At 62.4% G+C, this 12,763-nt stretch carries 12 protein-coding genes; 6 read left to right on the top strand and 6 right to left on the bottom strand.

The genetic code is table 11. The features are described from left to right. Positions 1-13: 13 nt before the first annotated feature. The 3 genes from recF to dnaA form a co-directional block, all read right to left on the bottom strand. A complete protein-coding gene (gene recF / locus BM079_RS08900; protein ID WP_090133079.1) occupies positions 14-1,111 on the bottom strand; it encodes a DNA replication/repair protein RecF in 1,098 nt (365 codons plus the stop codon). A gap of 82 nt (positions 1,112-1,193) precedes the next feature. Next, positions 1,194-2,297: a DNA polymerase III subunit beta gene (dnaN, locus tag BM079_RS08895; RefSeq protein WP_090133077.1), complete on the bottom strand. Its 1,104-nt coding sequence runs from the start codon at positions 2,295-2,297 to the stop codon at positions 1,194-1,196. Positions 2,298-2,394: 97 nt separating this feature from the next. After that, positions 2,395-3,942: a chromosomal replication initiator protein DnaA gene (gene dnaA, locus BM079_RS08890; protein WP_090133075.1), complete on the bottom strand. Its 1,548-nt coding sequence runs from the start codon at positions 3,940-3,942 to the stop codon at positions 2,395-2,397. 330 nt (positions 3,943-4,272) lie between these two features. Here dnaA and rpmH point away from each other — a divergent pair, with 330 nt between their 5' ends. From rpmH to BM079_RS08870, 4 genes are all read left to right on the top strand, one after another. After that, entirely contained in the window at positions 4,273-4,407 is a 135-nt protein-coding gene (gene rpmH, locus BM079_RS08885; RefSeq protein WP_086623304.1) for a 50S ribosomal protein L34, read from the top strand. Between the two features lie 20 nt (positions 4,408-4,427). Further along, complete coding sequence (gene rnpA / locus BM079_RS08880; protein WP_090133074.1) at positions 4,428-4,805, top strand: ribonuclease P protein component; 378 nt, start codon at positions 4,428-4,430, stop codon at positions 4,803-4,805. A 78-nt stretch (positions 4,806-4,883) separates the two neighbouring features. Next, the gene (gene yidC / locus BM079_RS08875) at positions 4,884-6,569 is read left to right on the top strand and encodes a membrane protein insertase YidC (RefSeq protein WP_090133072.1); all 1,686 of its coding nucleotides are present in this window, start codon (positions 4,884-4,886) and stop codon (positions 6,567-6,569) included. A 136-nt stretch (positions 6,570-6,705) separates the two neighbouring features. Further along, the gene (locus BM079_RS08870; RefSeq protein WP_090133070.1) at positions 6,706-7,671 is read left to right on the top strand and encodes an NUDIX hydrolase; all 966 of its coding nucleotides are present in this window, start codon (positions 6,706-6,708) and stop codon (positions 7,669-7,671) included. 4 nt (positions 7,672-7,675) lie between these two features. On the opposite strand, the gene BM079_RS08865 is transcribed toward BM079_RS08870, so the two are convergent. Both BM079_RS08865 and BM079_RS08860 read right to left on the bottom strand, forming a co-directional pair. Then, positions 7,676-8,326, bottom strand: a complete 651-nt coding sequence (locus BM079_RS08865; protein WP_090133068.1) for a hypothetical protein — start codon at positions 8,324-8,326, stop codon at positions 7,676-7,678. 3 nt (positions 8,327-8,329) lie between these two features. Beyond that, a complete protein-coding gene (locus BM079_RS08860) occupies positions 8,330-9,253 on the bottom strand; it encodes an aldo/keto reductase (protein ID WP_090133066.1) in 924 nt (307 codons plus the stop codon). A gap of 182 nt (positions 9,254-9,435) precedes the next feature. Between BM079_RS08860 and nadA the strand changes: the two genes are divergently transcribed. Both nadA and nadC read left to right on the top strand, forming a co-directional pair. Beyond that, positions 9,436-10,557, top strand: a complete 1,122-nt coding sequence (gene nadA / locus BM079_RS08855) for a quinolinate synthase NadA (RefSeq protein WP_090133064.1) — start codon at positions 9,436-9,438, stop codon at positions 10,555-10,557. Beyond that, positions 10,554-11,420 (top strand): carboxylating nicotinate-nucleotide diphosphorylase, encoded by an 867-nt coding sequence (gene nadC, locus BM079_RS08850; protein WP_090133062.1) that lies wholly within the window; start codon positions 10,554-10,556, stop codon positions 11,418-11,420. The genes nadA and nadC overlap by 4 nt, the downstream gene beginning before the upstream one ends. A gap of 84 nt (positions 11,421-11,504) precedes the next feature. On the opposite strand, the gene BM079_RS08845 is transcribed toward nadC, so the two are convergent. After that, complete coding sequence (locus BM079_RS08845) at positions 11,505-12,662, bottom strand: NAD-dependent formate dehydrogenase (RefSeq protein WP_090133060.1); 1,158 nt, start codon at positions 12,660-12,662, stop codon at positions 11,505-11,507. Between the last annotated feature and the right edge of the window lie 101 nt (positions 12,663-12,763).

The raw sequence follows: 12,763 nt of genomic DNA, 5'->3' as shown, positions 1-12,763 counted from the left end.
TGATGCTCCCGGGTCATCGTGCCGTCGGCAGGTGTGCCAGACGACCGTGTTTCACGTGAAACCTTCTGACGTCAGTGGCATCGCTCCAGTGCCCCTCGAGCGAGGCGGGTTCGATACCGGTCAGAAAGGTCTGACAATTCATCTGTTCCAGCAGCCGGCAAAAGGCGCGACGGTGCTGCATATCGAGTTCGGCGGCCAGATCATCGATCAGGTAAAGGCAGCGGTGGCGCCCTTCCTGCTCCAGAAGCCGACCCTGCGCCAGTTTCATGGCGCTGACCACCAGCTTCTGCTGGCCTCTGGACAGCACCTCGGCGGCCGGATAGCGCCCCATGCGCAGACGCAGATCGGCGCGCTGGGCGCCCTGCTGGGTAAACTTCATCTGCCGATCAGTCGCTACGCTCTCGAGCAGTATCTCCTCGAGCGCACGGTTTTTATCCCAGCCGCGATGGTAGCGCAGGCTCAATTCCGGCAGCTCGATCAGCTCGGCAAGCGTTGCGTTGAACACATCGCTAAAGCGCGCCATCCAGTCACTGCGCATGCTGTCGAGCCGATCGCTCCAGCGCGCCAGTTCGCGGCTCCAGAGCGCCAGCGACTGCTCATCAATTCTATCATGTCTGAGCAGCGCATTCCGATGTTTGAGCGCCCGTCTTGCGCGGCGCCAGACCTCAAAAAAATCGGGATGAACGTAGAACACGCCCCAGTCGAGAAATTCCCGTCGCGCCGCCGGTGCGCCCTCGATCAGGCGAAAGGCGTCCGGGTTGATCAGCTGCATGGGCAGATGGCGCGCCAGCTCGGCGATGCGTTCCACCCTTTCGCCGGCCACTCGCACGCTGAGGCCGTCACCGTCGCGACGACGCTCCACACCCAGCGGCAGCACCGGATCGCCGCTCAGGCGGCCAAAGAGCGTCAGCGTGTCCTGATCGTGGGTGATGGCGTGCTTGAGCTGACGGGTGCGAAACGAGCGCCCCATGCCCAGAATGTGCAGGCCCTCGAGCAGACTGGTCTTGCCGCTGCCGTTGTCGCCGAAAATCAGATTGACGTGCGCCCCGGGCTGCCATGTGACCGCCGGCAGGTTGCGCAGGCCCTGAAAGTGCAGATGTTCAAGCGGCATGGCGATCCGAAGGGGACGCGCGCCCGGCCGGAGCCGGGCGCTGTTGTGACAGACGATTGCGACAGACGATCTGGCAGGAGGATCAGAGCCGCATCGGCATGACGACGTACATGGCGTCGCCGCCACCGGGGGCTTCCAGCAGCGCACTGCTGTTGGGATCGGACAGCGTCAGCTGAACCTGATCGGTGTCCAGTACGCTGAGCACGTCGATCAGATAGCCGACATTGAAGCCGATCTCCAGCGCGCTGCCGCTGTAATCGATCGCCACGTTCTCTTCGGCCTCTTCCTGCTCGGGGTTATTGGCCAGCACCCGCAGGTTGCCCGCCTCCAGATTAAGGCGCACGCCGCGGTACTTCTCATTGGAGAGAATGGCGGTTCGCGAGAGCACCTGACGCAGCTCGCTGCGCTCGGCCAGAATCTGCTTGTCGCCGCCTTTCGGGATGACCCGCTCGTAGTCCGGGAACTTGCCGTCCACCAGCCGCGAGGTGAAGGTGTAGGCACCGGTGCGCACGCGCAGGTGGCTGGCGCCCAGCATCAGCGTGACCGGCTCGTCACTGTCGTCGAGCAGACGCGAGAGCTCGACCACGCCCTTGCGCGGCAGGATCAGACGCTGCGGCTCTTCGAGGGCAATCTCGGCGCTGCGCGAGCAGACCGCCAGACGGTGACCGTCGGTGGCCACGGTGCGCACCAGATGGTCACGCAGCTCAAAGAGCATGCCGTTGAGGTAGTAGCGTACGTCCTGCTGGGCCATCGCAAAGCCGGTGGCGTCGATGAGCTGCTTGAGCGTGCGACGCGGCAGCGTCAGCTCGGCGTTGACCTGACCTTCATCGATGCTCGGGAACTCGGCGGCCGGCAGGGTCGACAGCGTAAAGCGCGAGCGCCCCGAGCGCAGCAGCGCCCGGTTTTCCTCAATGGTCAGGGTAATCTCGGACTGATCGGGCAGCGACTTGCAGATGTCCATCAGCTTGCGCGCCGGAACGGTCACCGAGCCGCTCTCCTCGATGCTCGAGGGCGCTACGCGGCCGATCAGCTCGACCTCGAGGTCGGTGCCGGTCAGCGACAGCTCCTCGTTGTCTGCGCTCAGCAGGACGTTGGAGAGCACCGGCAGGGTCTGACGGCGCTCGACCACCCCGGCCACCAGCGTCAGCGGGCGCAGCAGGGCTTCACGCGAAATGGAAAATTTCATGGGGCTCCACTCTTTTCAGGCTCTTGTTCCGGCCACGGTGTTGTCGTGTCGGTCACGGCGGATGACGTTGCGGCGGGCTCGCTCACCGGAACAGCCATCAGCTGGTCAAAAGACGCAGCAGGTTCTTGTAGTCCTCGCGGATGTCGGAGCTCTCTTCGCGCAGCTCCACCACCTTGCGACAGGCGTGCAGTACCGTGGTGTGATCGCGCCCGCCAAAGGCGTCGCCGATCTCGGGCAGACTGTGGTTGGTCAGTTCCTTGGCCAGCGCCATGGCGACCTGCCGCGGCCGGGCCACCGAGCGCGAACGGCGCTTGGAGTGCAGATCGGCCACCTTGATCTTGTAGTACTCGGCCACGGTGCGCTGGATGTTGTCCACGCCGACCTGCTTGTCCTGCAGCGCCAGCAGGTCCTTGAGCGACTCGCGGATGAACTCCTGGTTGATTGGCTGCCCCATGAAGTGGGAGTCGGCGATCACCTTCTTGAGGGCGCCTTCCAGTTCGCGCACGTTGGAGCGGATCTTCTGGGCGATGAAAAACGCCGCATCGTGCGGCAGATCGGCCTTCGCCTGCTCGGCCTTTTTCATCAGAATCGCCACGCGTGTTTCCAGCTCCGGTGGCTCGATCGCCACCGTCAGCCCCCAGCCAAAGCGCGATTTCAGGCGCTCCTCGACGCCACTGATCTCCTTGGGGTAGCGGTCCGAGGTCAGAATCATCTGCTGACCACCTTCCAGCAGCGCATTGAAGGTGTGGAAGAACTCCTCCTGGGAGCGCTCCTTGCCGGCAAAGAACTGGATATCATCGATAAGAAGCGCATCGACACTGCGATAAAAACGCTTGAAGTCGTTGATGGCGTTGAGCTGCAGCGCCTTGACCATGTCGGCCACGAAACGCTCGGAGTGCAGATAGACCACCCGGGCGTTGTCGCGCAGGCCGGCCAGATGGTTGCCCACCGCGTGCATCAGGTGCGTTTTACCCAGCCCCACGCCACCGTACAGAAACAGCGGGTTGTAGGCACCGCCGGGGTTTTCGGCCACCTGACGCGAGGCGGCCCGCGCCAGCTGGTTGGACTTGCCCTCGACAAAGGTTTCAAAGGTGAAGCCGGGGTTGAGACCGCTCTGGTGGCGAATGCTGCCCTCGACCTGCACCTGACGCTCGCCGCTGTCGCTGCGCCGCCCGCCGGTCGTGTTGCCGGAGGGCGGCGCGGCCGGAATCTCACGCTCATCCTGATAGTCACCGCGCGGGGAGGTCGGCGGCGAGGGCGGCATGGGGGCCGAAGCAGTGCGGGTCACGCCTGCCGACCAGGTTTCCGGTGCCGGCTGACCGGCGCTGCCCTGCGGCGCGGCGCTGCTCTGCTCACCGGAGGCGGCAGGCTTCGGCGCGGGATTGGACACTGTCCGGCGGCTGCCGATATCCAGTGACACCTTTGGCGGGCGACCCTGCGCCAGCTCGCGCATCAGCTCGTTGATACGTTTTAAATACTTGTCATTGACCCAGTCGCGCACGAAGCGGTTGGGGGCCAACAGGGAGAGTTCGTGGTCACTGGAACCGCTTTCGGCCTGCAGGGGACGGATCCAGGTATTGAACTGCTGTGAGCTCAACTCATCCTGTAAATTGTCAAGACATTGCTGCCAGAGAGCGATGGACACACGCGACCTCTTGATGGTGAGTCGTGCAAATGGGGCGGTAGTGTAACGCTCGACGCCGGGGTTATCCACACCGGATTGGGTGGCGAAAAGGGTTGTGGATAACCTTATCCTCGCTGTTTGGGCCTTCCCTGATGCCGCTACCGCCCTCCTGGAAGAAGAGCCCTGAGCTTGTGCACAAAGTTATACACAGCCGGATCATTTTTGTGCGTGGATAAAAATTGCACGTGATCGTTGAATTCTCTAGAATCCCGGCTCTTGACCCCCGTGCGCCTCGATTTTGAGGGCATCGGTGTCACCGGTCACTCAAGTCTCAATTCGGGAATCACCATCATGAAACGTACTTTTCAGCCCAGCGTGCTCAAGCGCAAGCGTAACCATGGCTTCCGCGCCCGCATGGCCACCAAAAACGGCCGTCAGGTCATCTCGCGTCGTCGCGCCAAGGGCCGCAAGCGCCTGAGCGCCTGATCCCCTTCAAGGATCAGCTCATGACCAATCAGGGATTTCCCCGCGGTCTCAGAATCCTGACCGCAGGGGAATACCGTCATGTTTTTGAACATGCCAGTTTCAGGATTCACGGCAAGGGACTTCTGGCACTCGCCACCCCCAACGATCTCGGTCACGTTCGTGTGGGACTGGTGTTCAGCAAGAAGAACGTGCGCCGAGCCGTGGATCGCAACCGTCTCAAACGCTTGACTCGAGAATCGGTGCGACTGCGCCAGCAGTGGTTGCCGGCGGTGGATATCGTTGTGCTGTCGCGCAAGGGCGTCCACGAGATCGACTCGGAAACACTGGCCAGACAGCTTCACGGTATGTGGCGACGCCTTGAAAAGGACGTCAAACGTCAGCTGGAGCATCAGCAATAATACGAGGCGCGACGAACCGTCGAGTGCGACCCGTCGTTTTCTTGCGCCGCGTCGACATTTTCCCACCGGGCAATCCCAATGGATCTGAAACGACTTCTTTTTGTCATCCCGCTGGCCGTACTTGCCTACCTGATGATCATTCAATGGAGTAATGATTACGGGCACGACGACCGACCGGATGAAGCGCCTCCTGCCCTCTCCCAGCAGAACAGTGACGTTGCCCCCGGTGAGCAGTCACTTGATGCCCCCGATACCGCCAGCACGCCAGCGTCCGTCGACATGTCGGACAATGCTGCCGGCGGCGACGATAACGCCAATGCCCAGAACACCCGTCTGATCAGCGTCCGCACCGATGCACTCGATCTTCGCATCGACCCGCGCGGTGGCGATGTTGTCTATGCCGCCCTGCCCAAACATCTGCAGCGCCTTGGCAGCGATGCCCCCTTCATTCTGCTTTCCGACGATCAGCGACGCAGCTATATCGCCCGTTCCGGACTGCAGATGGAGGGCCACCAGGGCCGGATTACCTTTACGCCCGAGCAGACCCGCTATCAGCTGGGCGATGATCAGCAGTCGCTTCAGGTCGACATGAGCGCGACCGTCAATGGCGTGGACATCATCAAGCGCTTCACCTTCGAGCGCGACAGCTATGCGATAAAGGTCGACTACCTGATCGACAACACCTCGCAGACGCCCGTCAGTGCCCGCTTTATCGGCCAGCTGGCGCGTGACAACAGCGACGATCCGACCAGCGGTGCCGGTGTCGGCATGCACGCCTATCTGGGGGCGGCCTTCTCCTCGCCGGATGATCACTACCAGAAGGTCAGCTTCGAGGACATCCAGAACGGCAGCTTCAACAATACCGACGTGCGCGGTGGCTGGGTCGCGATGATTCAGCACTACTTCACCGCGGCCTGGGCGCCCAATCAGGATCAGCAGAACCTGTACTACGCCGATGTCGACCAGCGCGGACGCAACGTGGCGGCCTTTGCCAGCCCCAGCCAGACCGTCGCTCCGGGTCAGAATGGTGACCTTTCCGCCACGCTCTATGTGGGTCCCAAGGAGCACGAGCGGCTCGAAGCCGTGGCACCGCATTTACAGCTGACGGTCGATTTCGGCTGGCTGTGGTTCCTCGCCAATCCGCTGTTCTGGCTGCTCACGCATATTCATGCGCTGATCGGCAACTGGGGCTTCTCCATCATCCTGCTGACCGTGCTGGTCAAGGCCGTCCTCTTCCCGCTCTCCGCCACCGCCTACAAGTCGATGGCCAAGATGCGCAAGATGGGCCCCGAGATGCAGCGCATCAAGGAGCAGCACGGCGACGATCGCCAGAAGATGTCGCAGGAGATGATGAAGTTCTACCAGAAGGAGAAGATCAATCCTCTGGGGGGCTGTCTGCCCATCGTGATCCAGATGCCGGTGTTCATCGCGCTCTACTGGATGCTGATGGAGTCCATCGAGCTGCGCCATGCGCCGTTCATGCTGTGGATTCATGACCTGTCGGCTCAGGACCCCTACTTTATCCTGCCGATCATCATGGGTCTGACCATGTTCCTGCAGCAGCAGCTCAACCCGACACCGCCGGACCCCACCCAGGCGAAGATCATGAAGATGCTGCCGATCGTCTTCACCTTCTTCTTCCTGTGGTTCCCGGCAGGCCTGGTAGTTTACTGGATCACCAACAACCTGCTGTCGATCGCGCAGCAGTACTTCATTACCAAACGCATCGAGCGTCAGGGCAATGAGAAGGAAAAGACGGCCTAGACCGGGCGCCGTCCTCTCCTGAAAACCCCTGCCCAGGCAGGGGTTTTTCTTTATCCGCCACCGATGACCATGTTGTGACACAATGACGCCCAGCCGCATCTCCTGCTGATTACGAAACGCCCCGGGCCGTCATACCATGTCAGACAGCGCTGTCATTGCCATCGAACTCTCTGCCGTCGTCATTGCCATGGAGTCGGCAACTCCCACCGTATTGCTCACCTGCCCTGATGATCGCTGCCGCGCGCCGATGCTGCCGGCCGGCGACTTCGATCCCTGTCACCATCGAACCTTTGAACTGGGCCTGCGGGAGCGAGTGGCTCGCCAGACCGGCCTGGCACTCGACTACGTCGAGCAGCTCTACACCTTTGGCGATCAGGACCGGCTCGAGGAGGATTTTCAGACACAGGAGATCACCCGGCATATCTCCATCGGCCACCTGGGACTGGTCTCCAGCCAGCAGACCCTGCTCGACAGTCGGGCCGTCTGGGCCAGCTGGTACGATCATTTTCCGTGGGAGGACTATCGCCACGGCCGTCCGGCGATCATCGACATGATCATCGCCCCGGCGCTGAAACGCTGGATGACAGCAAGCGATGACGACACCCAGCGCGAAAGGCGACACCAGCGCGCGCAGCTGGCCTTCGGCCTTGACGGTGCCCGCTGGGTCGATACCCGGGTGCTGGAACGTTTTGAGCTCTTGTATGAGGCGGGACTGGTGCCTGAATCACAGCGTCACGGGACGGCCGAAGTGGTCACCGCCCTGCCGGGCGAGCCATTGATGTCCGATCATCGCCGCATTCTGGCCACCGCCATGGACCGCCTGCGCGGCAAGCTGCGCTATCGCCCGGTCATCTTTGATCTGCTGCCCGAGCATTTCACCCTCTCCCAGCTGCAGCTGACCATTGAGGCGATCATCGGCTGTCGGCTGCACAAGCAGAACTTTCGTCGAGCGCTGGACCGCACAGGTCTGGTGGTGCCGACCGGCGCGGTGGATACCACCACCGGCGGCCGCCCGGCCGAGCGCTTTCGCTTTTGTCGCGAGCAGTGGCGCCAGCAGATGGCGCCGGGCGTGCAGACCCCACTGACCCATAGTGAATACTGACGCTTCAAGCATTATCGGGAGACTCTGACGTCGGCCAGAACGTCGCGATCAATATGATCAACACCCCGGCAGCAGGGACGATCAGCGGCCACCAGAGCTTTAGTGCCCAGAGCACCAGTACGCTGAAGCCACACCATAGCAGTGGAATCATCAGAAGCCCCCATCGCCAGCGGCGGGGCCACGCCATCAGCAGCACCGCCGTGGTAACCGCCGTCATGTCCGGTGTCACACCGGGCAGCGCCAGCGCCTGCCAGGTACCGGCCTCGAGTGCCGTCATCAAGGACAGCGCCAGCAGGACTGCAACCCAGCAGATCAGCACGACAGGACCGATACCGACCGGTGGCACACGAAGGGCCAGCAGCACAAGCAACAGGGCCTCCAGCGCAAAGAGCCAGGCAAAAGGGCCCACCGGCCAGTTGATGGGCGCATAAAACTGCAGCATGAAAATCGCCGCTGTCAGTCCCCATCCGGCCGCCATGGCTACAGGCACCAGTCGCCGGGCTCGGGGCGGCGCTCGCCACAGCAGCAGGGCCATGACCAGCCAAGCGACGGGCACGGCCCAAAACCACGGTTCGAGTGCCAGGTGTGTGCGTTCGAAAAGGCGCAGATAGACCTCGGGCGTGAACATCAGAAAATCGTTCAACGCATAGTCCATCCGTCATATCTCCTGAAAGTCATTGATCATGCGCTGACGCTGCGTCTCGTCGGGCAGTTGGCCGTAAAGCGCGTCCATGTTCTCGCGCATGTGTGCCAGCTGTGTGGTGGCCGGGATAGCGCAAGTCATGGCCGGGTGTGACACGATGAATCTGAGAAAAAAGTCGGCCCACCCCGAGACACCGGCGTCCCCGGCCCACCCCGGCAGGGGTTGCGACCGGACGCGATCAAACAGGCGTCCGCCCTGAAACGGCCGGTTGGCGATCACGGCAATCCCCTTTTCACGCGCCAGGGGCAGCAGTCGCGCTTCCGCCTCGCGATCAGCAATGTTGTAAGTCAGCTGAACGAAATCCAGCGGTTCCCGCGTCATGATCCGCTCGAGTTCTTCATGTCGCCGACCGTGGGAGGTGGTCACACCGATATAGCGCAGCCGGCCCTCTGCCTTCATTGCCTGAAGTGTTTCCAGATGCCCTTCCCAGCCAAGCAGATTGTGTACCTGCATCAGATCAAAGCGCCCCACGCCCCACAGCGCCTCGGATTCGGCGACGGCGGCCCGGGTATCGCGCTCGTCACGCGTCCATACCTTGGTGGCGGCGAACAGGTCATCACTGCGATCCAGTCGCTCGACCAGCTCTCCCACCACCGATTCGGCGGAGCCGTACATGGGAGAAGCATCCACCAGCCTGCCGCCGCTGTGAAAAAAAAGCTCGAGAACCCTGGCGCGCTCATCGAGCAGCACCGGATCGTTGCCGACGTTGAAGGTGCGCCAGGTGCCCATACCGATGACAGGCAACCTCTCACCGGTCGAGGGAATGGCCCGGGTGATCGGTGACTCGTGTTGCCCTGCCAGGGTCCGGGGCCAACGCACCGCTACCCCCGTGGCTGCCAGCCCGAGAAGAAAATGGCGTCGCCGTATCGGTAACCGCATGAGGCTCTCCCGAAAGGGGTCAGATCTCCTTTATAGGTCATGGCGCCCGATCAAGGCGAACCGCGCCGCCGGAAGCATCAGCCTCAGCCAGGCCTTTTCCGCTTTTGTTCACATTGTTCAAAAGGGCTGAAAACGATAGGCTATTAAATACTCATATTGAGTATATACAAAGGAGCCTGCTCATGACCGTGACGCTCGCCCAACCGAAAGTGACCGCCAACCCGGCGATTGAATCGCTGCTGCCTTCTTATGACGCCGAAGTGGCCCGGCGCACCGATGCCCTTTATGGTCGAGTGGAAGATCATGTCAGCGCCAGTGACTGGCCGGAAATCGCCCGCCGCGTTGATGTCATCAAATGGCTTCAACGAGAACAGGATGCCGTGATTCTGGCGCACAACTACATGCCGCCGGAGGTCTATTCGCTGGTCGGTGATATCCGTGGCGACTCGCTGGCACTGGCGCGCGAGGCGGCCAAAAGCAGGGCGCGCACCATCGTTCAGGCCGGGGTGCACTTCATGGCCGAAACATCAAAGATTCTCTGCCCTGACAAGCACGTACTGATCCCTGATACGCACGCTGGCTGCTCGCTGGCTTCCTCGATCAGTGGCGCGCAGGTGCGAGCGTTGAAGGCACGCCACCCGGGCATACCGATCGTGACCTACGTCAACACCAGCGCCGAAGTGAAGGCCGAATGTGATATCTGCTGCACCTCCTCCAACGCTCTCAACGTGGTAGAGGCCATCGCCAACGAATGGGGCGTGGATCAGGTCATCATGCTGCCCGATGAACATCTGGCACGAAACGTGGCCGCACGCACCCATGTATCGATTCTGGTCTGGCAGGGCAGCTGCGAGGTACACGAACAGTTTACGCCTGCACAGGTGGGCGCCGTCCGCCGCCGCCATCCCGGTGTGCGTGTGCTGGCGCATCCGGAGTGCCCTGCCGGCGTCCTGGAAACCGCCGACTTCTCGGGGTCTACGGCCGCGCTGGAGCGCTGGGTCGATGACCACCACCCGGAACAGGTGCTGCTGCTCACCGAGTGCTCGATGAGCGATAACCTGATCAGCCGCCACCCGGAGATCGAGTTTGTCCGCAGCTGCAACCTCTGCCCGCATATGCAGCGCATTACGCTGGACGGCATTCTGGCTTCACTCGCCTTTGGCCAGCATGAAGTGACGGTCGATGAGGCCATCGCCGCCCGCGCCCGGCGCGCCATCGAGGCAATGCTGGCGCTGCCGGACCCCGCCACGCCGGCCGACTTCACCCGACCGACCCGCACGGCTCATGTCGAGGTGGTGTCATGACCAACCGGCCACATGCCATTGCGCCGCTGCCGAACGTCCTTCTGGACCCCATCGTGACCGCCGCGCTGCTGGAAGATCTGGGGCGCGGGGGCGATATCACCAGCGATGCCCTGATGGATGCCGATCACACCAGCCGCCTGCAGCTGCGCCCCCGCCGCTCCGGCGTACTGGCCGGCATGGACGTGCTGGCCCGCGTGCTCCATCACGTCGATACCGATATTCACCTTGAGGTCCATCGCCATGACGGCGAAAGGCTCGAGGCTCTTGAGCCGATCGCCACCCTCGAAGGTCCGACCCGCGCGCTGTTGACCGCCGAGCGCACCGCGCTCAACTTCCTGACCCGACTGTCCGGCATCGCCACACTCACCCGCACCATGGTCGATCAGCTCGAAGGCTGCCGCGCGCGTCTGGCCTGCACGCGCAAGACCACACCCGGCCTGCGCGCACTGGAAAAGCGCGCCGTGCGGCTGGGGGGCGGCGTCAATCATCGTCTGGGACTGGATGACGCCATGCTGATCAAGGACAACCATATCGCCGCAGTCGGCAGCATTCGGGAAGCGCTGGCACGGGCCCACGCGCAGCTGGGGCACCTGCGCATGATCGAACTGGAAGTCGACACCCTAGAGCAGCTCGAAGAAGCGCTCGAGACGCCGCCTCATGCGATTCTGCTCGACAACATGTCTCTTGATGACCTGCGCCGGGCCGTCGCGATGACCCGTGGACGCTGCCTGCTGACCGCCTCAGGCGGCGTCGATGGCCAGCGTCTGCGCGAGATTGCCGACACCGGCGTGGACCTGATCGCCATGGGTGCGCTCACCCACTCCGCGCCGCAGCTGGACATCGGGCTGGATGCCGTCAGGTAGCCCGGGAAAAGTGACGCAGTAAATAGATGAGGAAAAGAGGAAATGAAGGCGAGCCACCGGGGAGGCTCGCCTGACAATCATGGCTCAAAGCTGATAGGCATTGGCCCCGGCGCCGGCCAGGTTCCCGGCATCGACGATGAGATACTCTTCACGCAGCGACTTGCCGGCGAGGAAATTCTGCAGGATTTCCAGCGTTCCGGCGGCATAGCGGGTCTGGGCCGACAGCGAGGTGCCGGAGATATGTGGCGTCATCGCATGATTGGGCATGCGCCGCCACGGATGATCCACCGGCGCGGGCTGCGGGTACCACACATCGCCCCCGTAACCTGCCAGCTGCCCGGACTCCAGCGCCCTGACCACTGCCTCACGGTCGCAAAGCCCGCCGCGCGCGGTGTTGACCAGATAGGCGCCACGCTTGAATTTCGACAGCAGCGCGTCGTTGATGAACCCTTCGGTCGAGGGGTAAAGCGGCGTCTGAACGTTGACGATGTCGCAGACGCTCACCAGCGATTCCGGCGAGTCGTGATAGGTCAGACCGAGCTCGCACTCGATATCCTCGGACAGACGGTGCGGATCGTAGTAATGCAGCGGTGTATCGAAGGGCTTCATGCGACGCAGGACCGCAAGGCCGATACGACCGGCACCGAGGGTACCAAACTGCATCCCTTCGATGTCGTAGCTGCGTGATACGCAGTCAGCGATGTTCCAGCCGCCGTTGATGGCAATCTGGTGCGACGGCACGAAATTGCGGACCAGCGTCAGCGCGGTCATGACCACGTGCTCGGCCACACTGATCGAGTTGGAGAAGGTCACCTCGGCCACCGTGATACCGTGCTCGGCCGCCGCCTTGAGATCGACGTGATCCGAGCCGATACCGGCCGTCAGCGCCAGCTTGAGCTTCGGTGCCCGGGCAATGCGTTCCGCGCTGAGGTAGGCCGGCCAGAACGGCTGAGAAATCACGACATCAGCGTCCGGCAGATGGCGCTCGAAGACCGAATCGACGCCCTCCTTGTCACTGGTCACGATAAGCTCATGACCGTTGGCCTGCGCCCACGAACGCAGCCCCAGCTCACCGGAGACGCAGCCGATCAATTCGCCGGGGGAAAACCCCGGATCTCCCTCCGGAGAAGGCGCTGTCTGGCCGTTGGGATAGCCCGTGATTTCGGGGATATCGTCACGCGCATAACGCGGTGGATAGCCGGTCACCGGATCGGGATAAAGAACACAGAGAATCTTGGCCATGTCATGGCTCCGGGTCGGTCAAAAAAAGGATGTCGCTTCACGACCCGAGCATCCCCGCCTGCCCGCCATGGGTTCAAATCGTTTGTTCGGATGTCATGATA

It is taken from the genome of Kushneria avicenniae, assembly GCF_900112585.1.
Lineage (GTDB): Bacteria > Pseudomonadota > Gammaproteobacteria > Pseudomonadales > Halomonadaceae > Kushneria > Kushneria avicenniae.
Note: the sequence above shows the minus strand (reverse complement) of the source record. Positions and strands in the feature narration are given on the sequence as shown.

What these genes read in the sequence shown, in the direction of transcription:
- dnaN (WP_090133077.1), bottom strand. Translation starts at nt 2,297, where the DNA reads ATGAAATTTTCCATTTCGCGTGAAGCCCTGCTGCGCCCGCTGACGCTG.
- nadC (WP_090133062.1), top strand. Translation starts at nt 10,554, where the DNA reads ATGACCAACCGGCCACATGCCATTGCGCCGCTGCCGAACGTCCTTCTG.
- rnpA (WP_090133074.1), top strand. Translation starts at nt 4,428, where the DNA reads ATGACCAATCAGGGATTTCCCCGCGGTCTCAGAATCCTGACCGCAGGG.
- BM079_RS08860 (WP_090133066.1), bottom strand. Translation starts at nt 9,253, where the DNA reads ATGCGGTTACCGATACGGCGACGCCATTTTCTTCTCGGGCTGGCAGCC.
- nadA (WP_090133064.1), top strand. Translation starts at nt 9,436, where the DNA reads ATGACCGTGACGCTCGCCCAACCGAAAGTGACCGCCAACCCGGCGATT.
- BM079_RS08845 (WP_090133060.1), bottom strand. Translation starts at nt 12,662, where the DNA reads ATGGCCAAGATTCTCTGTGTTCTTTATCCCGATCCGGTGACCGGCTAT.
- BM079_RS08865 (WP_090133068.1), bottom strand. Translation starts at nt 8,326, where the DNA reads ATGGACTATGCGTTGAACGATTTTCTGATGTTCACGCCCGAGGTCTAT.
- BM079_RS08870 (WP_090133070.1), top strand. Translation starts at nt 6,706, where the DNA reads ATGTCAGACAGCGCTGTCATTGCCATCGAACTCTCTGCCGTCGTCATT.
- rpmH (WP_086623304.1), top strand. Translation starts at nt 4,273, where the DNA reads ATGAAACGTACTTTTCAGCCCAGCGTGCTCAAGCGCAAGCGTAACCAT.
- recF (WP_090133079.1), bottom strand. Translation starts at nt 1,111, where the DNA reads ATGCCGCTTGAACATCTGCACTTTCAGGGCCTGCGCAACCTGCCGGCG.
- yidC (WP_090133072.1), top strand. Translation starts at nt 4,884, where the DNA reads ATGGATCTGAAACGACTTCTTTTTGTCATCCCGCTGGCCGTACTTGCC.